This is a genomic window from Rheinheimera hassiensis (assembly GCF_022436675.1).
GTDB classification, from domain to species: Bacteria; Pseudomonadota; Gammaproteobacteria; order Enterobacterales; family Alteromonadaceae; genus Alishewanella; species Alishewanella hassiensis.
In genome coordinates this window covers 81,381-104,317 of the sequence record NZ_JAKUJZ010000004.1, presented here as the reverse complement: position 1 = coordinate 104,317, position 22,937 = coordinate 81,381, and the positions used below count along the sequence as shown (strand labels likewise).

At 50.9% G+C, this 22,937-nt stretch carries 26 protein-coding genes; 4 read left to right on the top strand and 22 right to left on the bottom strand.

The features are described 5' to 3' along the window. The 22 genes from MJX74_RS09225 to flgB form a co-directional block, all read right to left on the bottom strand. Positions 1-867 carry a flagellin N-terminal helical domain-containing protein gene (locus MJX74_RS09225; RefSeq protein ID WP_240222575.1) on the bottom strand — a complete coding sequence of 289 codons (867 nt, stop codon included), beginning with the start codon at positions 865-867 and terminating at the stop codon, positions 1-3. Between the two features lie 97 nt (positions 868-964). After that, positions 965-1,930 carry a vWA domain-containing protein gene (locus tag MJX74_RS09220; RefSeq protein ID WP_240222574.1) on the bottom strand — a complete coding sequence of 322 codons (966 nt, stop codon included), beginning with the start codon at positions 1,928-1,930 and terminating at the stop codon, positions 965-967. Continuing rightward, positions 1,930-2,988: a VWA domain-containing protein gene (locus MJX74_RS09215; protein WP_240222573.1), complete on the bottom strand. Its 1,059-nt coding sequence runs from the start codon at positions 2,986-2,988 to the stop codon at positions 1,930-1,932. The genes MJX74_RS09220 and MJX74_RS09215 overlap by 1 nt, the downstream gene beginning before the upstream one ends. Before the next feature lie 10 nt (positions 2,989-2,998). Beyond that, positions 2,999-3,769, bottom strand: coding sequence for a MotA/TolQ/ExbB proton channel family protein (locus MJX74_RS09210; protein WP_068227645.1), 771 nt, complete (start codon positions 3,767-3,769; stop codon positions 2,999-3,001). A gap of 157 nt (positions 3,770-3,926) precedes the next feature. Beyond that, positions 3,927-5,906 carry a PEGA domain-containing protein gene (locus tag MJX74_RS09205; protein WP_240222572.1) on the bottom strand — a complete coding sequence of 660 codons (1,980 nt, stop codon included), beginning with the start codon at positions 5,904-5,906 and terminating at the stop codon, positions 3,927-3,929. 12 nt (positions 5,907-5,918) lie between these two features. Next, positions 5,919-7,388, bottom strand: a complete 1,470-nt coding sequence (locus tag MJX74_RS09200; protein ID WP_240222571.1) for a tetratricopeptide repeat protein — start codon at positions 7,386-7,388, stop codon at positions 5,919-5,921. A 30-nt stretch (positions 7,389-7,418) separates the two neighbouring features. Beyond that, the gene (locus tag MJX74_RS09195; RefSeq protein ID WP_240222570.1) at positions 7,419-8,705 is read right to left on the bottom strand and encodes a hypothetical protein; all 1,287 of its coding nucleotides are present in this window, start codon (positions 8,703-8,705) and stop codon (positions 7,419-7,421) included. Positions 8,706-8,784: 79 nt separating this feature from the next. Continuing rightward, on the bottom strand, positions 8,785-9,336 hold the full coding sequence (locus MJX74_RS09190) for a hypothetical protein (protein WP_240222569.1): 552 nt from the start codon (positions 9,334-9,336) through the stop codon (positions 8,785-8,787). 139 nt (positions 9,337-9,475) lie between these two features. Continuing rightward, positions 9,476-9,742 carry a hypothetical protein gene (locus MJX74_RS09185; RefSeq protein ID WP_240222568.1) on the bottom strand — a complete coding sequence of 89 codons (267 nt, stop codon included), beginning with the start codon at positions 9,740-9,742 and terminating at the stop codon, positions 9,476-9,478. Beyond that, entirely contained in the window at positions 9,742-11,049 is a 1,308-nt protein-coding gene (locus MJX74_RS09180) for a motility associated factor glycosyltransferase family protein (RefSeq protein ID WP_240222567.1), read from the bottom strand. The genes MJX74_RS09185 and MJX74_RS09180 overlap by 1 nt, the downstream gene beginning before the upstream one ends. A 7-nt stretch (positions 11,050-11,056) precedes the next feature. Then, complete coding sequence (locus MJX74_RS09175; RefSeq protein WP_240222566.1) at positions 11,057-12,082, bottom strand: hypothetical protein; 1,026 nt, start codon at positions 12,080-12,082, stop codon at positions 11,057-11,059. Positions 12,083-12,095: 13 nt separating this feature from the next. Further along, a complete protein-coding gene (flgL, locus tag MJX74_RS09170) occupies positions 12,096-12,992 on the bottom strand; it encodes a flagellar hook-associated protein FlgL (protein ID WP_240222565.1) in 897 nt (298 codons plus the stop codon). Between the two features lie 10 nt (positions 12,993-13,002). Then, positions 13,003-14,325, bottom strand: a complete 1,323-nt coding sequence (gene flgK / locus MJX74_RS09165; RefSeq protein ID WP_240222564.1) for a flagellar hook-associated protein FlgK — start codon at positions 14,323-14,325, stop codon at positions 13,003-13,005. Beyond that, positions 14,322-14,798: a rod-binding protein gene (locus MJX74_RS09160; RefSeq protein WP_240222563.1), complete on the bottom strand. Its 477-nt coding sequence runs from the start codon at positions 14,796-14,798 to the stop codon at positions 14,322-14,324. The genes flgK and MJX74_RS09160 overlap by 4 nt, the downstream gene beginning before the upstream one ends. After that, a complete protein-coding gene (locus MJX74_RS09155; RefSeq protein WP_275692733.1) occupies positions 14,799-15,893 on the bottom strand; it encodes a flagellar basal body P-ring protein FlgI in 1,095 nt (364 codons plus the stop codon). A 10-nt stretch (positions 15,894-15,903) separates the two neighbouring features. Next, a complete protein-coding gene (flgH, locus tag MJX74_RS09150; RefSeq protein WP_240222562.1) occupies positions 15,904-16,569 on the bottom strand; it encodes a flagellar basal body L-ring protein FlgH in 666 nt (221 codons plus the stop codon). 4 nt (positions 16,570-16,573) lie between these two features. Continuing rightward, positions 16,574-17,359: a flagellar basal-body rod protein FlgG gene (gene flgG, locus MJX74_RS09145; RefSeq protein WP_068227611.1), complete on the bottom strand. Its 786-nt coding sequence runs from the start codon at positions 17,357-17,359 to the stop codon at positions 16,574-16,576. 12 nt (positions 17,360-17,371) lie between these two features. Beyond that, a complete protein-coding gene (locus MJX74_RS09140; RefSeq protein ID WP_068227609.1) occupies positions 17,372-18,106 on the bottom strand; it encodes a flagellar basal body rod protein FlgF in 735 nt (244 codons plus the stop codon). Positions 18,107-18,118: 12 nt separating this feature from the next. Beyond that, on the bottom strand, positions 18,119-19,318 hold the full coding sequence (locus tag MJX74_RS09135) for a flagellar hook protein FlgE (RefSeq protein WP_275692732.1): 1,200 nt from the start codon (positions 19,316-19,318) through the stop codon (positions 18,119-18,121). A gap of 12 nt (positions 19,319-19,330) precedes the next feature. After that, positions 19,331-19,999 carry a flagellar hook assembly protein FlgD gene (locus tag MJX74_RS21880; RefSeq protein WP_068227606.1) on the bottom strand — a complete coding sequence of 223 codons (669 nt, stop codon included), beginning with the start codon at positions 19,997-19,999 and terminating at the stop codon, positions 19,331-19,333. A gap of 12 nt (positions 20,000-20,011) precedes the next feature. After that, positions 20,012-20,428, bottom strand: coding sequence for a flagellar basal body rod protein FlgC (gene flgC, locus MJX74_RS09125; protein WP_068227603.1), 417 nt, complete (start codon positions 20,426-20,428; stop codon positions 20,012-20,014). Positions 20,429-20,430: 2 nt separating this feature from the next. Beyond that, positions 20,431-20,799 (bottom strand): flagellar basal body rod protein FlgB, encoded by a 369-nt coding sequence (flgB, locus tag MJX74_RS09120; RefSeq protein ID WP_275692731.1) that lies wholly within the window; start codon positions 20,797-20,799, stop codon positions 20,431-20,433. A gap of 87 nt (positions 20,800-20,886) precedes the next feature. On the opposite strand from flgB, the gene flgA reads away from it, so the two are divergent. From flgA to MJX74_RS09100, 4 genes are all read left to right on the top strand, one after another. Next, entirely contained in the window at positions 20,887-21,669 is a 783-nt protein-coding gene (flgA, locus tag MJX74_RS09115) for a flagellar basal body P-ring formation chaperone FlgA (protein ID WP_240222561.1), read from the top strand. Between the two features lie 63 nt (positions 21,670-21,732). After that, on the top strand, positions 21,733-22,023 hold the full coding sequence (flgM, locus tag MJX74_RS09110; protein WP_240222560.1) for a flagellar biosynthesis anti-sigma factor FlgM: 291 nt from the start codon (positions 21,733-21,735) through the stop codon (positions 22,021-22,023). Then, positions 22,020-22,451, top strand: a complete 432-nt coding sequence (flgN, locus tag MJX74_RS09105) for a flagellar export chaperone FlgN (protein ID WP_240222559.1) — start codon at positions 22,020-22,022, stop codon at positions 22,449-22,451. The genes flgM and flgN overlap by 4 nt, the downstream gene beginning before the upstream one ends. A gap of 34 nt (positions 22,452-22,485) precedes the next feature. Continuing rightward, positions 22,486-22,917 (top strand): bactofilin family protein, encoded by a 432-nt coding sequence (locus MJX74_RS09100; protein WP_240222558.1) that lies wholly within the window; start codon positions 22,486-22,488, stop codon positions 22,915-22,917. Positions 22,918-22,937 lie beyond the last annotated feature (20 nt).

Below are 22,937 nucleotides of genomic sequence, written 5' to 3'. Positions count from 1 at the left end.
TTAACGCAGCAGTGAACCAATCATTTGTGTCGTGCTGTTAGATGCGCTCAGTACAGAAATACCTGAGTTCATCAGCAGCTGTTGTTTAGTCATATTTGACGTTTCTTTAGCAAAGTCAGCGTCCATCAGCTGGCCAGCTGCAGATTGAGTATTTTCCATCATATTGGTCACGTTATTAATAGAGTGATCCAAACGGTTCATACTGGCACCCAGCTCAGAGCGGGCAGCGCCAATGGCATTTAGTAATGTATCTACCTGACCCATAATGGCCTTGGCATCAGTTTGGTCTTGTGCCACATCACCACTGGCGAAACCAGCAGCAAACTCTGTTGCTGTCATAGCAGTGGTAATATTTCCTAACTGAGTACTGATATCAACTTCTAAGGTTTCTGCGCCCGTCGCACCAATTTGAAAAGTCACGGCATCCTGAAGTTTGCCATCGGTTTCATCAAGTAACTTGGTGCCTGAACCATAAGATGTATTGCTGAGAATGTTAGTCAGCTCATCTGACAATGCGCCAAATTCAGAGCTTAATGCCGTATATTCAGAAGTGTTGTTGGTACCGTTGGCGCCTTGCGTTGCCAGCTCTTTCATCCGGTAAGCAATGTTTGTCATCTCTTCAAACGCGCCTTCAGCGGTTTGTAACATTGACATCGCATTGTTGGAGTTATAAATAGCCGCTTCCTGGCCACGTACCTGCGCATTTAAACGGTTGGCAATTTGTAAACCTGCTGCATCATCTTTAGCAGAGTTAATTTTAAAGCCTGAACCTAAACGCTCTAACGCTACTGATAAATCGTTATTGGTACGGCCCAGTTGGTTCTGGATCGCTTTTGACGCCATATTGGATTGAATTGATAAAGCCATCGTGAAATCTCCTGTGATTGATGCTCACAGAATTAAAGCGACAGCGGCAAAGCGGAACTAAAATTTTTTTAAAAGAATTTTTGCTGCGCCGATATAACTAAAATGCCAGCCCGACAAAAGCACCGCGGTTGCGCTTAGCTACTGCCTGCATAAAGGCAGCAAACTGCATGGCATCACCACCTGATGGCCGATAAAAACCGATACCATGAATGCGAAATCTTGGCTCGCCACCGGTACCGGCATTCTTGCTGGTAATAGTGCCGACAATGGCATCCAGGCTGGCTGAGCGGTAGTCATCACCAAATACATACAGGCTCACTTTGCCCGTTGTTTTGCTGTACAGGTCCAGCGCCCGTATAATACCCACCTCAGGCGCACTGCCACCGCCGGTAAAGCGTTTCATCCGATCCATGGCGCGCTGGCGCATGCTGGTTGAATCACTCAGCCATTGGCCTTCCTGGCCGGGATACAAAAAGGTGCCGTCGGCTGCCATCACCTGAAAGCCTTTCATCTGCGGGTGATTAACTAAAATATCATTCACCACATTAATTACCTGATTCCACTTACTGCCCGATACCATTGAGCCGGAGTTATCAATAACAAAGATCACATAATCAGCATCGGTTGGAATACCACCCACTTCATCTGACGGTTTATCAGTGGATTTAGGCACATTCAGCATCGCCGTGGCCTGGCGCAATTCATTACGCAATGAGCTGGCCTGATCCTGCAGTTGTTGCAACGTTTGCTGTGCACGGGGAATGGAAGACTCCAGCGATTTTAGCTGTTCAGTTACAGAGGCCGAGCGGGCCTGTGCGGCGGCAAGTTGCTGCTGTTTATCTGATAGCGCACCTTTTAGCAGCTCAACGTTAAGCTGGGCCGCCAACACCTGCTCTACCATGGTGCTTAAATTATCCGGCCCCAGTTCAGTTTCGCTTTCACCATTTTTTGCCAGCAGTACCAGTAATACCACTGCGCCAAAAGCACAGGAGATAATATCAAGAAACGACAGGGTAAAAATTTCTACCGGCGGCCGTTTTATCCTGCGCATGCGTCTTGCCACTATGGCCACTCCTTTGCCGGGGCCAAAAAGGTGCCCTGTGTTACCTGCGACCAGCTCCAGTACATTGCCGACGCATAAGGATCACCTTCAATCGGCAACAAAATCACGTTCATCCGCAGCCCCTGGCCGGCGCGTTTAATGGTTTCAACAAGCAGCTCTTGTCGGCACTGTGACGAAATAGACTTTTTACTGGTTAACAGGCCGCGACAGCGCACGCTAAGGCCGTCACCCAACGTTGGTAAACCATCAGTAATTAAGTACACATCAGTAACATTAGGATGCAACTCGCGCAATTTTTGCAGGCCAATTTGCAAATTGGTGCCGCCGTTTGGCACCAGCTTGCCAATATCCCGCACTATGGCGTTCATTGAATCGGATACCTGTGCAGAGCTGGCCGCACGCTGGCCCAACATAATGGCGTCTTCAGAAAAAGCCACTACGGTTACTTTGGCGTTCTTTGGTAAGCGGGCTAACAGCCACTGCGCAGCGCGCCGGCTACGTTGCCATTTGGGCAGCGCCAGCTTTTGCTTATCGGGCAAAGCCATATAGCGCAGCACTTCCAGCAGGTTTTCGCCCATCATTGACGCTGATTTATCCAGCAAAATGCCAATTTCCCCGCCTTCTACTTTCAGGCCGGTAATATAATTTTGTTGGCCACTGCCGCTTAGCTGCACATTGGCATCCGGCACCGGTAACCGGGCGATAGCAGCCAGTTGTTTTTCCAGATCGGCCACTACCGCCAGTTCGGTTGAAATTTGCTGCAGTAACTTGCTTTGATCACTGCTGGTATCGCTTTGCGACAGCTTAACATCCTGCTGGCTGGACGATTCTAGTGCAATTCTGTCGTTCAGTTCATCAATTGATTTTTGCAGTTGCTCGCGTTGCTGCTGGGCGGCGTTTAGTTCCTGCTGCAGCTTATTGGTTTCATCGGTCGGCTCAGGCACAAAAGCGTTAAAATCGACCAGAATAAGGATCAGAATAACTGCGCCCAGCCCGCATGCCATCACATCCAGGAATGACATATTAAAACCATCTTCAGCGCGCCGCTTTAGTCTCATAGCGTACTAATCAGTTATGCAAGTGCGCTAACAGGTGTTTCTCACAGGATTGTTGTGTATTTAACACCATCGTATCCTGCCTGCCATTAAGAATGTGCATAAAATACATTAAAATCAGCGAGATAAACAAAGCCACCAGGGTTGAATTAAAGGCAACGCCCAGCGAGGCTGTCATACCGGCAATGTCGCCGGCCAGGGCTTTATCTGCCTGCGCCAGCGCCTGGCCAATACCGCGCACGGTACCAACAAAGCCGATACTGGGAATGGCCCAGATAATATAGCGCACCATACTGTTGCCGCTTTCCAGCTGCGCGGCCAGGCTTTCTACTGAGGATTCAATAGCGTCGGCAGCGTGCTGCACATTGCGGGTATTTTTAAAACGCCGGATACAGTTGATCCAGGTCGCCATAGCCGGGTTATCTTTGTACGACGAGGCCTCTAACTCTGACAGCGCCAGCTCAACGTCCAGAGGCAGGCTTTTGTCATAGTCGCGCAGAAAATCGCGGGTATACAGGGTTTCTTCATCCAACAGGCGCCATAATTTATAACCCATCAGAAACAGGCAAAACAGCAGCAATGAAAAACATACCTGCTGCTCCATATCTTTTAAAATAACCCAGACAGAAAACAAGCCGCTGCTGCCTTCGGCGGCCAGAATAGCCGCTGCAGTTGGCCGCACTATGCCTTCATAAAATAAATGCACCAGAGTGAAACAACCCGCCAATACCAATACACTGGTAATAATGCCGGGGTTCATTGCGGCAGAATCTTTGTTATGCATAACTGTGCTGCTCCGCTCGTCAGATATTAATCGGGAAATCCTGGGGCGCATCCAGAGATACAAAATAGGCCGCCGCAGATCCCGCTACCGCCAGTAACACTATGGCCAGTAAGATGCGTTTTTTCATGTTTAACTCCTGCTATTGATACTATTAATACTATTGATAGCGGGCAATGCGAAAACCGACATCGTCTTGTGGCCCGGTGCCTTCGTTACGGATACTGGCTCTGAGCTCCTTTAAGCGGCCGGATTTATAAGACGCCCCTTTGATCACATGCCCCTGGCCACTGGCGGCGCCGCGATAATCCGTATACTGCCTGGAGGTATCAGGCGCAGTTACCGCATAAGCATCATGCACCCATTCGCGCACATTACCATCAAGATCATAAAAACCAGCCCGATCAGCACGGAAGCTGCCTACCGGCGCCTTACCGGCAAAGCCATCATTATAATCGCGGAACAAGAAGGTTTGCTGGCCCTGCACCGACTTATCGGCAAAGTTACCCTGTTTGTCGCGCAGCCGATCTTCGCTGCCCCACACATAAGTCGTTCTGGCGGCGCGCCGGTTGTGCTTGGCAACAAACTCCCACTCGGCTTCTGTTAACAGCCGGTAGCCGGGGCTGTCGGCATTAATACCCACCACCCTTTCACCCTGAAGGTTATAAAACGGTGCCAGCCCTTCCTGCACGCTTAACCAGTTAGTAAATTTAACCGCATCCTGCCAGGATACCTGGGTTACCGGCAGTGCCGAGCCGCCGGTTTGCCCTTTAAAAGCACCATACTGTGCTTCGGTGATCTCATGCGCCGATACCCAGATATTGCGGCTGAAATTAACGTTAAGCGGATGCTCGTTACGGCCCCGATCCGGCTCATTGGCTGGCGAACCCATGGTAAAGGCTTTTAACTGCACGCCAACAAAGCTGATGCCCAGCGTTTGGGCAAACAAGGGTTTACCTTCGCGGCGGCGGGCATCAAATTCTGTCAGCAGTTCAGCTTGTACTGTCTGCGTTTGCCGCTGGTTGGGCGTGACAGTGCGGCTTACAGTACGATAACCGGTTTTACGAAACTCAACCTGCTGTGCTAACGCCTGCAACGATAAGGTTAACGGGGTTTGCCCCATGGGTTTGCCATTGATCAGCACTTCGGCTGTTTCATTGGCACTAAAGCGTACCTGGCCCATTTCTGCTTTAAGAGCAAAATTCAGGCTGCGCTGCTCTGCCGGTTTTAATGTCACGCTTTGCGACTGCGCCAGGTAACCGGCCTTTTCATAACGCACCGTATAGGCTTTACCGGCATCAATACTGGCCGGGCTGCTGGCAGGTTTACCATTTAGCAGCAACACACCGTCTTGTGGCTGGGTAGTGATGCTAAGCACTGCCTGCACCGGCTGCAAAAAATAATCCCGCTCAGGCGTCGGCTGGCGATGGGTAATATCGATAGTGTCCTGAACCGGCTCGTAGCCTTCGAGGTTAACCTGCACCTGATAGCTGCCGCCGTTTTGCGCTAAACTCAGTGGTGTTTTACCCACCACCTGACCATTTACCGTAACGCTGGCCCCTGCGGGGCGCGACGCCAGTGTTAGTTCGCCCTGTACCGGTGTTAGTGTCAGCGTTTGCGCAATCTCATCGGCAATTGCAGCTGTCAGTGTCAGGCTTTGCGGCTGAAAATACGGCTGTTCGGCACTGATTTGATACTCACCCGGCGCAAAACGGTCTATAAGCATAGGGCCCTGGCTGTGTAGCTGGCCATTTACTGTCCAGTTGATATCCGCCACTTCAGGCAGCGTATTCAGTTGAATGCTGGCAGGCATTGGCTGCAGCGTAACACTCAGGTTGCTTTGTTCACTGCTTAGCACCAACCGTTGTAATGGCTCAAACTTATCGGCACTGACCTCAATTTCCGCGCGCGAGCCCAATAAATACAGTTTGTTTTCAAGAAAAAAGCCGCTACCTGATACCATGGCAAAGCGCTGGGTTTGCGCGGCCTCAGCTGGCAGTACGGTGACAGTAAATCCTTTTAGTAAAAACAGCCAGGCCAGGTAGCTGGCCATAACCAGAGCCAGTAGCACAATACTGCTAAGCACCATCCATTTACGTTTGCGTTTATCTGATGCGATAGATGTATCAATCCGACTCACGGCTTATTCCTCTTAAATCCGGGTTTTGCATTGTAATTGCACATCAGGCGCAGGGGTTGCCGGGCTGATTTCAACAGTAATAATTTCCGTACGATAGCCTTTACAGCTACCTTCAAACTGATAAGTCCCCGGCGCCAGATTAATGGTTTTTTCTTTTACTTCGCCCACATTACCCACCCCCAGCACGCGGATATAAGTGCGGCCGTCGCTTTTCACCAACACCGGCACAGTTTGCGCCTGAACCTGCAGCAAAGACTGCAACTGAGCTAATTGCTGCGCTAACCGGGCGCTTTGCGCTGCCAGCGGTTGTGCTGCGCTAATCGCTTCGTTAGCGCGCTGACGGATGTTGGCATCGGTAAGACGTTGCGGGTTAGCGATAAATGACTCCAGCCGCTGTCCGGCCTGAATAATCTGGCTAGCGCTTTGCAGTGCCTGTTGCAACACCGGGTTATCGGCGTTTAACTTCAGGCCATTTTCTGCCACCATTTTCACTGTTGGCCACTCATCCACTTCGCTGAATACTTGCACTTGTTGCTCTGCCTGCGCGGCTGCACCGGCTTTTTCGGCACCCTCCAGCCGACGCTGTAAACTCGCTAGCTCCGGCCTGTTGCTATCAATGCTACGCGCCCGGGCTAGCGCCTGACGGGCAGTGGCATAATCGGCCTGATCCAGTGCAGTAACCGCCTGCGCCAACACCTCAGCAAAAGATTGTTGCTGAGCTTGCTGGTTTAACCTGGCTAAACTCTGCGCAGAGCGCTGATCCGCAGGATCTAACTGCCGAATTTGCTCCAGCACGGCTTTTTGTTTACTGACATTGTTTTCCAACTGGGCTACCCGCACCTGCTGCCAAAGCTCTTGTACCTGGCTGGCCACATTCAGCCGCTGTTGCAGCTGCAATGCTGGCGCATATAACGGGTTTACTGCCAGCGCCCGGCTGTTGTTAAGTTGGGCCGCCTGCAGGTCGCTATTGGCAAAAGCCGCACTGGCGGTTTGGTAGGCTGTTTCGTAAGCCTGGGTATAGTTTTGCTGCAACGCGCTGCTTTGCTGCTGAATATCCTGTAACAGGGTGCCGGTTTCACTGTAAAGCTGCTGGCCATACAAGCGGTAAGCTTGCTGCATGTTTTGCAATAAGGTATTTACCGCAGCGCTTTGCCAGGCAGCAAGGTGTGTATCAGCCGCCAGCTGATTAACCTGATGGTTGGTGTCTGACAGCAGTTGCTGTAACGCTTTACGGGCTTGTTCATCCGGCATGCCTGCCGCTGAAGGCGCAGGCTCTGCAGATAAAGACTCTGAAGATAAAGGTGCCGCCGCGGCAGGCAGCGTATTGCTGCCAGCCGGTGCTAAAGCTGAAAACCAGTTTAGCGCCAGCAGCACCAGCGCCAATAACAGCAACACCGCAAAAAAACCAACTATTGCTTTAATATAAAACGCTTTTTTCGACTGCTTGTCGTGGTTTATTCCATCATCTAACGCTCTGGCCACATCCGGTTCCTTGCCTGAACTAAGACCTACTTACAGTTGCTGATTCGGTGTTGCTTCTAACTGATAAATCTCTAACAGCTTTTGTCTTAACTGGGTGTACTGCTCGGTAGCCGTACCTTTAAGCTCGATACTCTGTTCGTTAAGCTCCACCACCTGAGGGGTGACTTTAATATCCAGGCTTTGCCCCATTTCACTGAGCACATCACGTTGTGCACTCAGCTCGCGGTTTGTTTGTATCGCCTGGCTAAGACTGTATATGGCTGCGGCACCGGCCGCGATAGCCCCTACTTCGCCGATGGCAGAATTGGAATTTTTCACCAGCATAATACCCAGCACTGCGCTACCGGCAGCAACTAATTGCTGGGTGGCCCGCTCGGCTTTTTTCTTGCGGATATCAGCGGCAATCGGCAGAGTTTCGCGCTGATATTTGCTGTAGGCCTCGTCTGACTCGGCATAAAACGCTTCGTAACTGTCTTGCAGCTGGTCGATAAACTGCTCATCTTTCGCCTGCAGTAAGTTTACCCGTTGCAGCATAGGATCGTTTGCCGCAGGTGCGCCTTTTAGCTCAAATACGGTTTGCCTTGAGGTAAAGCCCTTTCTTTTGCTGACAATATAAGGTGAAAAAGCTTCCTGGCTATACATAGCGGCATAGCGTAAATCAGATACCTGCTGAATTTTCTTTTTATCTGCTTCTGATTTTTTAATCAGTAAATCGTAAACGTAAGCGGCAATATCGTTAAATACCGGTGAGTAAGGGTTTTGATTTTTACGCAGGGCGTCACGGTAAAAGGCTTCACCTACCTGATGTTCAAAGGTTTCTTCACCCCAGATATCATTGGTAGCATCCATCACCCGCACACTGATGCGCACGGTTTCGGTATCGGAATAATTGATTTTGCCAAGTACGTACACATCGGCAGAAACCGACGCATCCGGCGTAACATTAATCGAACCAAACACCTTAGTAGCCGCCAGTGCTTTTTTAGTATCAATAGCAAAACGGTTTGCTTCCAGGCGCCGTACCTGTGGCCAGATATCCTCTTCAGCCACTTTTTTATCATTAATGTTGCCTTTGGCATCCAGAGGAATGCCGGGATCAAATACCGGCACGGCCACATTCAGATAAATTTCCGACTGATACTTAAACTCACGCTGTGCTTTACCCAGCTCTGCTGCTTTTGGTTGGCCGCCAATAGCAGGGCCTACGCTGCTAACATTAGTCTGGGTAGACTGACAACCGCTAATTACCAGTGCCAGCAGGGCACAGGCCGCCACCAGCCAGTGTTTACTCTGTTGCAAAAAAGAATGAGGTTGCATTACCCGCTCCACTTCTAAATTATTAAAGGCCGTTCTAAATTATTCACGGCTATTCTAAATTATTAACGGCTATTCTGTATTATTCGCAGCCATATTGCGTCATCAGCGCGCTAAAATGTTTTTTCTCGCCCTCAGTCGTGGCGCCTGCCAGGCCTTGTTTCACCGTTTCACACACAGCAGAGTTACCTTGCTGAGCCTTGCCTTTCTGCGTTGCCTTTGACGGTGAGCTGTCAGACTCTTTCGCACTGTCCGCATTTTGTGTCTGTTCAGTACCGGCCGACTGCGCGGCCTGCTCATTAGTACCCGCGGCAGCCTCTGCTACACCACTAGCCCCGGCACCTGCAGCACTGATCCGCCCGGCACCGCTGTTTATTGCCTCGGCCATACATTTTTCACTTTGATTCAGATTAGCGGCAAAATCAGCGTCCATCCGTTCCAGCAACTCGGCTTTGGTCAGCTCGCTGCCATCAATATCTTTAAAATTAATCATTGAGCAATCGCCATAAGAGGTGATGTCACCGGCAGCAGGTGCCGTCGGTGCCGCTTGCTGGGCACACGCCGGAAGTGTTAACAAGATTAACGAGACGCTGAACAACCACAATGGGACGCGGAAAATCGTTTCGCTGGGCATCCTTTACTCCTTACCGGCAAGGCTGAATATATCACCCTGTCAGCTGCGCCTTGGGCCAGCAAACAACGAGATAAGACAGCCGGTTAGCTCTGTATTATTACACTATATTAGGGTTAATTTTACTTATTGACCAGCGAAATCAGGCTAAGGTGCCAGCCAGTAGTTGCTGCAGCTCGTACTCAAGGTAATCGGCCAGGCCTAACCAGTCGCGGTTTTGCTGGCACTGCAGCACTGCCGTTAACAACTGCTGTAACTGAGCGCTTTGCTGTGGGGGGGCAGTGGCAAATAAGCTAATAAGTTGCCCGGCAAGCTCTGCCAGTTCAAGTGCCGGCTGCGTAGTGATACCGAGCCGGAATTGCAGCGCCAGTGTTTTAGCGTGCTGCTTACATTGCGAAACAGTACGCATTAATGGGTAAGCTCCGCATGATATTGCGTGCCGGCAATGAATGCACCCGCTTTAGAAGTATTAAAAAATGTGACCGCAGGCTGCTTGCTGATATAACGCTCTAAGCCTGTCAGGTAGGTTAGCAGATTACGTAAAGTCGGGACTTTTTCGCCAAAGCCGTTAATAACCTGCTCGGTAGCGGCCTGATAACCCGGCCCTAAAGCACCGTTTTGCCAGCTGGCATGGGTTTTATTATGGCTAAACGCAAAATCGGCACCAAACAATAACACACGCTTAGCCGCCATTTTTACAGCTAAATCAACAGCCGGATGTATTACGCTACCGTAGCTGAATAAAGTTGCGGCAGATAATTGTTTGCGCACCGGGTCAAAAACAGCACTGTCGCTTAAGGCGATATAACGCTTACCGGGGAAATGTTGCAATAACTCCGGGTTAGCCAGCGGGAAATACACCAGACGGCTGGCGGCAGTCAGACTGTTGCAGGGCAGGTGCCGTAAACCGATTTTATGGTCGCGGCTAACAATAATATCCGGCCGGATATCCTGCGACAGCAAAGCGGCTACTGCAGTATCTACGCATATAAGCAAAGGTGCGTTGGGCTGTTGCTGTGCTTGCTTTATAAAGCCGTAATGTTGTTCCAGCGAAGGGCCGGCAGCGATGACATAAACGTCTTTATCTGCCGCTAACGAGTTAAATAACGTCTGCACCGGTTGGTCTTGCTGCCAAAAAGGCTGGTTTTGTTGCAAGCGCGGCAAAAAAGGACTGATATCCTGTTTTAAACGCTGCGCAGCGTAACCGGCTTCCAGCTCGCTGTATAAGCGATCACGAACTCTCATACTGCTGTCACTGGCCAATACCAATTCCGATGGCAGTACAGCAAATGGCAGTTGGATATCACTCTGACTGGCAGCCAACTGTAACGTTACCCGGCTATCGCTAAGCCAGTGCCGCTGATCAAGCAATTGCAGCACCAGCGCAAAAACATATTCATTTAAGATACAAACTTTAAGTTGCTGCAGGCGTTCGCGGCCAAGCAACTGTTGCTGCAAATCGCCAAGGCCGGTGCCGTATAACGTAATATGTGGATAATGTTGCGGCAATTTGCTGATTTGCTGCAAGGCTTCCTGCTGTCGGTTATGACGGCTGGTTAGTTGGATGCCGTTAATCAGCAGAGTGTTGTCCTGCCCTTCTATCAGTTGCACTGCCAGGCGATGTTTTTCAGCGGCGGCCTGTTGTAAAACAGTTACCAGATTAGGCCAGCGGCTGGCAATCACGCGCATATTTTGCGCAAAACAGTCGTTAATCATTAATGCGTCAACCCAAACCAAACTCAACCAGACTACGGGTAATATTGGCTTGCGACATCACCACCGACACCGCGCTTTTACTGCCACTTTGCATTTCTATACGCAGTTGCTGGCTAAGCGCATTCAGTTCAGAGTTGTCACTCTGGCTTTGCTGAATTGCCACCAGTTGTGCCTGCAGCGCTGTGCGCTGTGCCTGCACTTTAACAAGAGCATCTTTTAGCTGCTGTTGCGCCTGCTGAATTTGCTGGCTGTACGCCTGCACATTGTCGGCTGTCGAGGCCGCTTTACCCAATTGCGCCAGTGTGCTGTCAGCAGCCTGCAGTTTTACACTAACAGGGTTACCCGCTGCAACACGCACACCCTGGCCGCTGATTAACCAGGGCTCCTGCAACTTACGGGCATCGCGTGCTTCGGCAGAAAAGTACAGCTGCTGCTGATTATCGCTGCCAACACTGATTTGCTGACGGGCAAAGGCTTGCTGCACAGTATGCAGATTTTGCTCTGCGCTCTGGCCAGCCGGTAAGCTGATACTGACAGCATTGCCACTGCGGCCCAGCAGAATACTGACTTGCTCATTTTGGCGCCGCTCTGACAGTAAATCTATATTATGGCTAAGGCTGGCTTTTAACGGCGCAGGTTGGGCGCTAACCGGGGTTAAATCGGCATTGAGGCCTGAACTGCTATGCGACAACTTTTGCTCCAACTGCGCTAACTGCTGTTGCGCCTGCTGCTGTTGTTGCGCTGACAATTTGCTGTGGCCCGGTGTATTCAGTTGCCGGCGCAGGTTTTCCAGCGCCTGATATGCCTGGCGGATGTTACGCTCGGTTTGATCAGTCTGGCTTAGCTGTTTACTAACATCTGCTGCCATTGCCCATTTGCTTAATACCTGAATTTGCCGCGACTGCCGTGATACCGGCACAGTGCGGCCGGCATCATCAGCGCGGACAGCTTTGATCACAGCCGCCCGGTCCGCTGCATTAAGCGGCGTTAGCGCACTGTTACTGACCTTATCAACCGCACCGGATAGCTGCATAGCTGCGCCTTAGTTAAACATACGAAAACAGCGTAAGCCGGGATACACTGGAGTAAACTTTCAGCGACGACTCATATGAGGCCAATGCTTCATTCATTTTTACATAAGCCTCCGGATAATCGACGACTTTAATGTCGTCACGCAGTGTCTCGGTAAATAATGCTATATCATCATTGCCCAGCGCCATTTCATCCAGCGAAGCTAAAGTGCCGCCAATGCGGGTAATTTCGCCGCTAACAGTGGCAAGAAAACCGCTGATATGGTTCAACATATCGCGTGATTCGTCGCCGACACCGCCAGCCGGTGCCGTGCTGATTAAATCCAGATATGTTTGCATTTCATTTAAGAAATTTGCGCCCGGGTCCAGCGCGCTGCCAACAATATTGCCTGGTACGCTGGAGTTATCTGATACAGCAATCTGACGTACGCGATCATCACCGTTGTATTGATATACGCCCATCGCATCGCGCTCAAACGGTATAACGTTGGTTAAACTGCCTGAGAAATAATAATTACCGTTGCCATCTTTAGCATTCAGTAAATCGACAATTGCCGGCATCAATACCGACAACTCCTGGCTAAATGCCTCCAGCTCGGCTTGCCCCATAGAACCGTCGGCCGCCGTGGTGACAATCTCCTGGATTGAGTACAGCGTATTTACCATACTGCTCAGCTGGGTTTCCTGCTGGCCCAGATTAAAATGCACCGCATTCATATTCGATTTGTACTGGTCCAGCTTTGTCAGCTCGCTGTTTAACGTAAGCAGCATCACTGACCCCAACGGATCATCTGACGGATTTTGTATACGTTGGTTGGTGGCAAGCTGGGTAGAGAGCTTGCTGTACTCAGCTGTAGACTGCTGAATATTCCGAATAGTGGTTAGATGATACTGATTGCTGCTAACGCGCATAGCCACTGCCTCAGAAGATATTAATCAGGGTTTTAAACAATTGATCAGCAGTGCTGATCACCCGGGCGTTAGCATCATATAGTTGCTGGTAATACATCAGGTTAGCAGCTTCTTCGTCCAGATTTACGCCACTCACGCTGTCGCGCGCAGCCACAGCATTATTGTTCAGCACCTGGGCGGTTTTAACACTGCTTTGTACTTGTTTACTTTGAATCGCCAGATCGCCGATTAACGTATCATAACCTGCTGTACTGCCAGTTAATGACGATACCAGATTGGCAATATTGCCATTGTCGCCGCGGCCACCTGTCGGGTTGCCAAAACCGTCGTTACCGATAAAAGCCAAACCGTCCGGTTGCAAATCAGCGTTAACACTGATGGTGCCCAACACATCTGCCGGGTTGTATAAAAACAGTGGCTCGCCCGGCTGCCCGTTTAAATCGAAGCCTTCGGCCAGCGCCGTGTTTACTGAGTCAGCAATATTAGTAACAATTTGCTCCAGCTGCAGTTTACTCGGTTGTAGTACGTTTACATCTACATTAAGTAAACCGCCGATACGGCCACCGACAAACTCATTCAGACCAAAATCCTGGCCATTAAACATTACCTCAACCGAGGTACCATTAACGCTCACAGACGCAGATTTAGAGCCAACCACCAGTGGTGCGCCGTTTTTACTGCTGATATTAATATTGCCATCACCCGGGTCGACAATGTCTACACCAACATAGCCAGACAATTCGGTTACCAGCACTTCTCGGGCGTCAGCCAGTTCAGCGGTAGGCTGCCCCAGCGCCTGTGCTTTGCTGATTTTGCTGTTTAACTCGGAAATTTGCTGTAACAACGAGCTGCTATTATCTGCCAGATTGCTTAACTCTTTGCTGAGTTTGTCTTGCTGATCTGATAAAGCACCGTTAATTTGCGACAGGTCCTGCACCAGGGCCTGGGATGATGACAATACCTGCTGGCGGTAGGCGTTAGAATCGGGCGCAGACATAGCCGCATTAAAAGCAGCACTGATACCGGCAACGGCATCATTGAGGTTTAACGATTCGGTACCAAGAATTTGTTCCAGATACCCCAGGTAACTTTGAAACCCTTCGTAGTAGCCGGTGTCTGAACTGGTGCGCCAAATATCGTCATTGAGAAAATCATTAACGATACGGTCGACCTTAGTTACCTTAACGCCGTTTAAACCGCCGGCAGCAGTTTCCAGGTATACCGTTTGGCGGCTGTAGCCCTTTACAGCAGCATTAGCTACGTTCTGGCCCACTACATTTAGTGCGTTGTTAGCCGCATTCAGGCCAGACACACCGTTTAAAAGCATACTCATAAGCTGGGTTTCCCACCGCTGTCAGCCTGCCATAATGGCTGGCTGAATCCGCTGTTACTGTATTCCGGCGCAACCAGACTAAGCGCCGCCTTATCAGGTAAAGCGACGGCCTCGGCCAGTTGCTTAAATTTATTTTCAGTTTGTTCCAGGCCCTCTCCCAACTGCCGCACTATGGCTTCAGCCAACCCAAGCTGCTGCTTGGCGGCCAGGTTCTGTGCCAGCTGGGCATCATGCATATCGCGAAACGTCTGGGCTTCATTGCTACCAAACAGGCCATTGTCACCGGCAATAGCGTCGGTGCCGGCATGCATGTTTTTTAATACCAGTTGCAAAAATATCGCTTCAAACTGCTCTGCCGCTTTAGTCAGGCGGGTGGCAGGGTCCTGATTGCTGTCTATGCCTGCTGCGACACGCGGGTCTATCGCCAGCCCCTCGCCAGATAAAGCGTGGCCGGTTAACGAGGTTATATTCATTCAAATCACCAGCAAATCAGCATCCAGTGCACCGGCATTATCCAGTGCAATCAGGATCGACATCAGTTCTGCCGGAGTTGCCCCCAGCGCATTAATAGCCTGCACAATAGCTTCCAGTGAGCTACCTTCGGGCCACAGCATCATATTGGCGGTGCGCTCCTGCACATCAACCCCGCTATTTTGTACCGGTGTTGTCGTGCCATTACTAAAGGGTAACGGCTGGCTTACACCCTGTTGCTCGCTGATCGTAATGGTCAAACTGCCATGGCTTACTGCGGCGCGCTTTACCCGTACTACATCATTCATTACCACGGTGCCAGTGCGGCTGTTAAACACCACGCGTGGCCGCTGGCTGCCTTCTTCCACGTTGAGATCCTGCAACATCGACATAAAGGTGATGCGGCTGTTCGCATCTACCGGCGCACTGACCACCAGCTTGCCTTTATGCTCCGCTCTGGCCACTTCTGGCCCGAATACCTGATTAATAGCGGTAACAACATTGCGCGCGGTCTGATAATTAGGTTGTTTCAGGTTAAGCACCACCTGGGCAGCAGGCTCATACAGTTGCTGTACACTACGTTCAACAATAGCGCCCGACGGAATAATACCGGCAGTGGGCACATTGACGGTAACCGACGAACCATTCTGGCCGGTGGCATTTAGCCCACCTACCACCAGGTTGCCCTGCGCCAGCGCATACACTTTGCCGTCAACACCACGCAATGGCGTTAGCATTAAGCTGCCACCATGCAGGCTTTTGGCATCACCCAGCGACATAATGGTCACGTCCATTGTCTGCCCGGGGCTGGCATTGGCAGGCAAGGTTGCTGTAACAGCTACCGCAGCCACGTTTTTTGACTTCGGCAGGCTGTTTTCATCCAGCTGCACACCAAACTGTTTCAACATATTGTTTAATGACTGGGCAGCAAACCTGATCTGCGCCTTGTCGCCAGAGCCCGGCAAACCTACCACCAGACCATAACCTACCAATTGGTTATCGCGCACGCCCTGAATATCGACCAGATCCAGCAATGGCCTGGCTTGCAATAACAACGGGCACAACAGCAACAGTACGGCACTTATACAATGTTTCATAACGCCTCGATTAAAACGGGTTAAGAAAGCGGTTAAATAAACGGGTAAACCAACCTGCCTGGGTGGCACTGGCTAAATCGCCTTTACCGGAATAACTGATACGGGCATCGGCAATACGCTGCGATGAGATGCGGTTGGTAACATCAATATCTTCCGGCCGCACCAACCCCTGCAGGCGGATATATTCATCGCCCTGATTCAGCTTGATCCACTTTTCGCCACGAATGGCCAGAGCGCCGTTGGCTAACACATCGGTTACCCGCACAGTAATAGAGCCGCGCAGGAAATTTTGCTGGCTGGCTGCGCTTTCGCCATCAAAACGCGAACGTGAATTCAGCTCCATCGCCAGCTCAGCAGTATTAAGGTTACCGGCCAGCGGCACCCCCACATTAATGCCGGTATTTTTATCTATACTGGCATCGGCACTTTTGCTGGACTGAGTACGCTCGTTTAGCTCCACGGTAAGAATATCGCCGACCCTGTAGGCACGTTTATCCTCGTACAAGGTAAACATATAACGATCACTGTACAGGCTGCCATGTTGCTGGCCCGACAGTGGTTCATCACCACTGCGCTGCGCCACTACCTGCTCCCAGTCGGCTTCATGTGCCAACTCGGGCTGGCTGGCGCAGGCGCTAAGCAGCAGTATCAGTATTAAAGCGCTACCGGCTTTCATCGGCTTACAGGCTCTGGTTAATAAAGCGCAGCATCTCATCAGCTGCCGACACTACTTTGGCGTTCATTTCATAGGCCCGCTGCACCGCAATCATGCTAACCATTTCATCCACTACACTGACGTTTGAGCCTTCAATGGTGTATTGCTGCAACGCACCCAGCGAGTCTTCTCCCGGCACGCCTTCCACCGCTTCACCTGAAGCAACAGTAGCGCGGAATAAGTTACCGCCCAGTGCTTCCAGCCCGGCCGGGTTAACAAAATTAACGGTTAAAATCTGGCCCAGTTCTACCGGTTCGGCCTCTCCGGCCACTACCGCGGTAACAGTGCCATCACGGCCTATGGTTACGCTCATGGCATTTTCCGGTATGGCGATATTTTGCAGTAGTGGCAAACCATTGGCGTTTACTATCAGCGAATCACTATTTGGCTGAAACTGGCCGCTGCGGCTGTACAGTATTTCACCGTCAGGGTTTTCGATCTGGAAAAAGCCCTGCCCGGCAATAGCGATATCCAGCGGGTTATCGCTTTTTTCAAAGCTGCCTTCAGTAAAAATTTTCTGCGTGCCATTAATGCGCACACCGGTACCCACCTGAATACCAGAGGGCACCTGGTTTAGCTCATCAGCCTGGGCGCCGGGCTGGCGCTGCACCTGATAGAACAAGTCTTCAAACACCACACGGTCTTTCTTAAAGCCGGCGGTACTAACGTTAGCCAGGTTGTTAGAGATGGTTGTCATGCGCATATCCTGCGCGGCTAAACCGGTTTTACTAACCCATAAGGCAGAATTCATTTGCTGCTCCTGTTAACTGTTGCCGCTGACCAGCTTGTTACCGGCTACCGCCAGTTCGTCAGCGGTTTTCATCATGCGGATATTCATTTCAAACTGGCGGCTGATATTCATGGTGTTCACCATTTCTTCTACCGCATTCACGTTGGCACCTTCGAGCACACCGGTACGCAGTGTAATCGCCAGATCCGGCGGCAGTTGTTCCTGCTGTTGCGGCCGTAATAAGCCATCCAGACCTTTTACCAGGGTGTCATCACCGGCACTGACCATTTTTAACCGGCCTTCCTCGGCGATAAGCCCACCACCTACCGGCAGCAGGTTAATGGTACCGTCAGCGCTGATATCGATATCACCAAATTCCGGCAGCACTATATCGCCCTGCTCACCCTGCACGGCATAGCCGTTTAGCATTAAGCGGCCATCGGCATCTATCTGCAGGTTACCGGCACGGGTATAGGCTTCGTTACCGTTGGCATCGGCAATGGCTAAAAAGCCGCCGTCGCTCAGCACAATGTCAAGATCACGGCCGGTTTGCTGCACAGGGCCATTAGCCAGATCAGTAAACACCGGCAGTAACTGTGCCTGATAACGGGTACGAAAGCCGTCACCGGCAATCATCATTGCCTGCGCCTGCTCAATATCTGCTTTAAAACCAGGCGTATTAACGTTGGCCAGATTATTGGCGCTAACACGCAGTGCCGTCTGGTTAAGTTCGGCCCCCGATACAGCGGTATAAATTAAGCGTTCCATAACGGCTTACCTTTAGGTGGCACTAAACAGAATTTGCATCATTTCATCAGCGCTGCTGATGGTTTTGGCGTTTGCCTGGTAGTTTTGCTGAAATGCCATTAAATCAACAAGTTGCTCGCTAATATCCACGTTAGAGCCGACATAGGCCCCGGACAACAACGCACCAAAACTGCCGGCATCAGGCGTGCCATACAGCGCGGCGCCAGACTCATTAGTGGCATACCATACGGTTTTATTACCGGTTTCCAGGCCGCTGATATTGGCAAAACTGGCCAGTACTACCTGGCCTTGTAACTTGGTTTCACCATTAGTAAAAGTGGCAAATACTTCACCACTTTCGGCTATCGCTACCCCGGCAAACTCACCGGCGGTAAAGCCGTTAGCGTCGTTTTTATAAATATTAAAACCGCTGCCAAACTGAGTACTGTTAGTCAGGTTTACGCCAAAGTTCATTGGATCCGCGCCGGTGATGAGAGTTGGATCGTAAGTCAACGCAACTGTGGCCGGTGCGGCAGGTGTGATCAGCTCGCCGGCACCGTCAAAAGTCAGGGTTGACGGCGTGAGTAAATCTGCACCGTCAACAAAATAGTGTGCCTGCCAGGTATTGGGGCCCGTATGGACAAAATACTGGGTTAAGGTATGGCTGTTGCCCAAAGAGTCGAATATTTCGCTTGATTGTGAATAGTTGTAGCTGTTGCCCACCGCCGGATCGAACGGCACGGCTATTACATCACTAGCTGAGCTTAAATTTAGCGAGAATTCGACTGCTGTAGAGGCTTGCGCCGGAATATTGGCCGCTTCAATTTTTAAATCTGTCAGCACGCCCGGCACCAGATTGCCTTCGGCATCTATGCCATAGCCCTGCAGCCGGTTGCCGGTTGCGTTAATAATGTTTTGCTCTTTATCCAGATCAAACCGGCCGGCCTGGGTGTAAGCCATACGGCCATTTTCTGCAACAACAAAAAAACCTTTACCGGTGATGGCTAAATCCAGCGCTGAGCCGGTGTTTACCACGCCGCCTTCACGGGTAAAGTTTTCTTTAATATCGCTAACGTCGACACCGCCGCGCTGGCCACCGTTATAAACAGAAGCAAATTCAGCGCTGCCGCTTTTAAAACCGGCAGTACCGGAGTTGGCAATGTTATGGCTGGTAATTTCCAGCGCTTTTTGTGTGGTTTTTAACCCACTTAAACCGATATTGAACATAGACATAATACTGATTCCTTAACTATTGCCGCCAAAGGCCAGCTGATTGGTATCTAACAGAGCGTGGTTACCCAGGCCATTGACTTGCAAAATAATGTCGTCTTTATTGCTGCCGACAGACACCCGCTCTACCTCGCCACTTAGCATGGTGGTAAGCGGCTGTGGCTGACCGTCAATATGGGCATCCGCCTGCACGTAATAACCACCGGCGTCTTGCTGGTCAAAGGCAAACCGTATAGTGCCCACACCGCTATAAGGCAAAGTTTGTTTCTGCATTAACTGGCCTTCCGCGTTGTACAGGCGAACCTCAACACTGTCGGCTTCTTTGCCTAGATTTACCGCACCGCTAATTGGCCCGTCTTGTTCCAGCAAAATGGTTTCAGCTGCTACATCAACCTGCTTCCCAATAAGGGCAGTGGCCTGCAGTGCCTGCTGGCTGGCTTGCAGCTGCAGGTTTTTACCCGAGTCAACTTTCAGGCTTTGCAGGCTTTCAACATTGGCAAACTCGGCCAGTTGGCTGACATACTGGGTGCCGTCCATTGGATCTAACGGGTTCTGATGGCTAATTTGTGCCACCAGCAGCTCCAGAAACATAGTGGACAAACCTTCAGTGTTACTGCCGTTCGTAGCCACACTGTTACTGTTCTGGGTATTAATATTGTCTGCGAAGCCGCTGATTGCACTCACGCTGTTACTCCTTTACTGGCCAAGGCGCAGCACGCTTTGCTGCATACTGGATACCCGGCCCATAACTTCTACTGAGGTTTGATAACTGCGCGATGCAGACATCATGTCAGCCATTTCTTCCAGCACATTGACGTTGGAATAAAATACATAGCCGTCTTGATTCGCCAGCGGGTTATTTGGCTCGTAGCGTTGCTCTACCGGCCGGCTGGACGTTGTAACGCCCAGCATTTGTACTTCAGCTGATAAGCTCTGGCTGTCTGCCGTTTGTTTATATAACGCCGCAAATACCGGCTTTAATGCCCGAAACGCCCCGGCTTCAGTGGCAGAAGCAGTGTCGGCATTAGCTAAGTTTGAAGCGATGGTATCCAGGCGCATTACCTGAGCGCGCATAGCGCTGCCGCTGACGTCATAAATGCTGTTAAATGACATGCTTACTCTCCTTTAATCGCTTTTTGCAGGCCGCTGATTTTCATATTCATAAAGGTCAGGCTGGTTTGAAAATCCATGCTGTTAGCAGCGAAATTGGCCTGTTCGATATTCAGCTCGGCCGTGTTGCCATCGGCCGAAGCCTGATAAGGCGTACGGTACAGTAACTGGTGGCCGCTTTGCGCCTCCTGATATGGCTTATCGATGCCGCTGCCAATGTTGTAAGCCACGTCCTGCATAATTTGCCTGTAGTTAATATCGCGGGCTTTAAAGCCGGGCGTATCGACATTGGCCAGATTGCCTGCAATAATTTCTGCTCTGTCCAGGCGCAGCTGCAATGAAAACGGGTGTACACCAAGCGCTTTATCAAACATGTTCAGGTTGCTCTCTTTAAACAGGTTACCTTTGCTAGCCCTTGGTTTTACAAGCTCTGTGCCACAATTAAAAAGCGATATGTATCAATGAATTGCCATATAAAGATGCCTGATTTAACGCCAAAAGCGGAAGTAACACTTCCGCAGCGGAAGTCGGCGTTTTTCCCTGCTGCCTGCGCCACAATGGCACTGTTGCTGCTAATTACCTGGCCGCTGCAGGCCAGACAGGAGCTTGCGCCAGAGCAGCAACTTAAACAGCATATTCAACAAGAACTGCAGCAGTATCTAAACCAGCTAGGCGTTAAAGCCAGGCAGCAGGATATTCAGCTTAATTTACCCTCCGCGCTAAGCGACAGCCGCTGCGACAACCTCGGGATCAGCCGCCGCCAGCAGACAGAGCCACCACTGGGCCGGGTAAGTTACACCTTAAATTGTACTTCGCCGCAGCGCTGGCAAGGCCGCGCGGTGGCGCAGGTAAAACTCTATTTGCCATTGGTAGTAGCCAGCCGCACGCTGGATCGCGATGAAGTGCTAACTGCCGACATGCTTAGCCTGCAGGAGTTGGATATCGGTGGTATACGCCACGGACTGGAGTTTGATGCCGGCACACTGCTGGGCATGACAGTAAAGCGCCGCATCAGTGCGGGCAGCCCGGTAAGCCGTCATCTGTTGCAAGCAGCGTATCTGGTACAAAAAGGCGCGCAAATTACCGTGCAGTATCGCGGCGATGGCTTTGCTGTCGCTACCACAGCCATTGCACTGAGTGACGGCCAGTTGGGTGAGCGCATCAGTGTACAAAATATCAGTTCCGGTAAAGTGATCGATGCTATCGTAACAGGTGAAAATAACGCCGAAACCACGCAGAAATAAATTAAAGTTTCGCTATTATCGCGCCGCTTTATCAGATCAGAGCCAAATTGTGGAATAGACAGTATGCAAATAGATCCGAAAAATCCGCTGCAGGTAAACCCGGTAAACCGGCTGGCGCAAGAGCAACATAGTGCAGAGCAGCCGCAAAACCCGGCTGCAGGTAAAACTGAAGCAGGCGTAAGCCAGGTTAGCGCCTTTAGCCGTTCACTGGAGCAAACATTTCAGTCACTGGCAGATAAAGACAGCGTAGATATGGCCAAAGTGCAGCAGCTAAAACTGGCAATTGCCAACGGCCAGTTGCAATTGGATGAAGACGCTTTGGTCAGCGCAATGCTGGAAATGCACAAACGATGAGCGCCCAGCTGCTGAAACAATTTATCAGCAGCCTGCAACAGGATGTGCAGCGGCTGGATCAGCTAAACCAGTTGCTGGAACACCAGTATGAACTGATGAGCCAGCGCGACAGTGAAAAACTGCAACCGCTGAACCAGCAGTCTCTGCAACTGATGACGGCGCTCGAACTTAGCCATAATGAACGTGATGTGGTGCTGCAGCAATTTGGTTTGCAAAATAACCGCGACGGTATGCGCCAACTGGTAAGCCGGTTGCCGGTGCCGGTGCAACACGGCACCCGTCAGTTACTGCAGGAGCTGACGTTAAAAGCCCGCTTATGCCACGCCCAGAATGAAAAAAGCGGTAAGCTACTGGCCAGCCAACGCCAGCTAATGCAAAAACTCACAGGGATGCACAGCCGTACCAGCTATCCCGCCATGCCGCTGTAATGGCGGTAAGCATTCGCCATAGGAAGCCAACACCATGTTTTCAGCTAAAGTTACGCAGGATAAAGCCGCTACTAAACACGCAACATTGCTCTCTGAAGGCTGTGAATTACAAGGTGACCTGATGCTGGACTGCAATATGCAGATTGACGGCCGCTTGCAAGGTAATATTCGCAGTGTGCATGCAGTAACCATCAGCCAGCCAGGCCGGGTGCAGGGCAAAATCTACGCCCGCCATCTGATAATCAAAGGCAGCGCTGAGGGCGAGTTTTACGCCGAACAGGTTGAAATTCTGCAATCTGGCGTACTAAGTGGTACCATTTACAGCGATAATCTGAGCATTGAACCGGGTGGCCGTTTTATCGGTGAAGTGCAGGCCGCAGATGCCAACAGAAAAACCGGCAGCAATAAATCGGTATTGCCACTGCGTGGCGCCAGAGGCAAAGTACTGAGTATGACCACTGCATAATATAGTGCCAATTTACGCTG

Excerpts from the sequence above, each read along its gene's own strand:
- MJX74_RS09135 (WP_275692732.1), bottom strand. The coding sequence starts at position 19,318 with ATGTCTATGTTCAATATCGGTTTAAGTGGGTTAAAAACCACACAAAAA.
- MJX74_RS09185 (WP_240222568.1), bottom strand. The coding sequence starts at position 9,742 with ATGCGTACTGTTTCGCAATGTAAGCAGCACGCTAAAACACTGGCGCTG.
- flgN (WP_240222559.1), top strand. The coding sequence starts at position 22,020 with ATGAGCGCCCAGCTGCTGAAACAATTTATCAGCAGCCTGCAACAGGAT.
- flgB (WP_275692731.1), bottom strand. The coding sequence starts at position 20,799 with ATGTTTGATAAAGCGCTTGGTGTACACCCGTTTTCATTGCAGCTGCGC.
- MJX74_RS09210 (WP_068227645.1), bottom strand. The coding sequence starts at position 3,769 with ATGCATAACAAAGATTCTGCCGCAATGAACCCCGGCATTATTACCAGT.
- MJX74_RS09140 (WP_068227609.1), bottom strand. The coding sequence starts at position 18,106 with ATGGAACGCTTAATTTATACCGCTGTATCGGGGGCCGAACTTAACCAG.
- flgH (WP_240222562.1), bottom strand. The coding sequence starts at position 16,569 with ATGAAAGCCGGTAGCGCTTTAATACTGATACTGCTGCTTAGCGCCTGC.
- MJX74_RS09195 (WP_240222570.1), bottom strand. The coding sequence starts at position 8,705 with ATGCAACCTCATTCTTTTTTGCAACAGAGTAAACACTGGCTGGTGGCG.
- flgM (WP_240222560.1), top strand. The coding sequence starts at position 21,733 with ATGCAAATAGATCCGAAAAATCCGCTGCAGGTAAACCCGGTAAACCGG.
- flgG (WP_068227611.1), bottom strand. The coding sequence starts at position 17,359 with ATGAATTCTGCCTTATGGGTTAGTAAAACCGGTTTAGCCGCGCAGGAT.
- MJX74_RS09100 (WP_240222558.1), top strand. The coding sequence starts at position 22,486 with ATGTTTTCAGCTAAAGTTACGCAGGATAAAGCCGCTACTAAACACGCA.
- MJX74_RS09180 (WP_240222567.1), bottom strand. The coding sequence starts at position 11,049 with ATGATTAACGACTGTTTTGCGCAAAATATGCGCGTGATTGCCAGCCGC.
- flgC (WP_068227603.1), bottom strand. The coding sequence starts at position 20,428 with ATGTCATTTAACAGCATTTATGACGTCAGCGGCAGCGCTATGCGCGCT.
- MJX74_RS09215 (WP_240222573.1), bottom strand. The coding sequence starts at position 2,988 with ATGAGACTAAAGCGGCGCGCTGAAGATGGTTTTAATATGTCATTCCTG.
- MJX74_RS09190 (WP_240222569.1), bottom strand. The coding sequence starts at position 9,336 with ATGCCCAGCGAAACGATTTTCCGCGTCCCATTGTGGTTGTTCAGCGTC.
- MJX74_RS09155 (WP_275692733.1), bottom strand. The coding sequence starts at position 15,893 with ATGAAACATTGTATAAGTGCCGTACTGTTGCTGTTGTGCCCGTTGTTA.
- flgA (WP_240222561.1), top strand. The coding sequence starts at position 20,887 with ATGAATTGCCATATAAAGATGCCTGATTTAACGCCAAAAGCGGAAGTA.
- flgK (WP_240222564.1), bottom strand. The coding sequence starts at position 14,325 with ATGAGTATGCTTTTAAACGGTGTGTCTGGCCTGAATGCGGCTAACAAC.
- MJX74_RS09225 (WP_240222575.1), bottom strand. The coding sequence starts at position 867 with ATGGCTTTATCAATTCAATCCAATATGGCGTCAAAAGCGATCCAGAAC.
- flgL (WP_240222565.1), bottom strand. The coding sequence starts at position 12,992 with ATGCGCGTTAGCAGCAATCAGTATCATCTAACCACTATTCGGAATATT.
- MJX74_RS09175 (WP_240222566.1), bottom strand. The coding sequence starts at position 12,082 with ATGCAGCTATCCGGTGCGGTTGATAAGGTCAGTAACAGTGCGCTAACG.
- MJX74_RS09160 (WP_240222563.1), bottom strand. The coding sequence starts at position 14,798 with ATGAATATAACCTCGTTAACCGGCCACGCTTTATCTGGCGAGGGGCTG.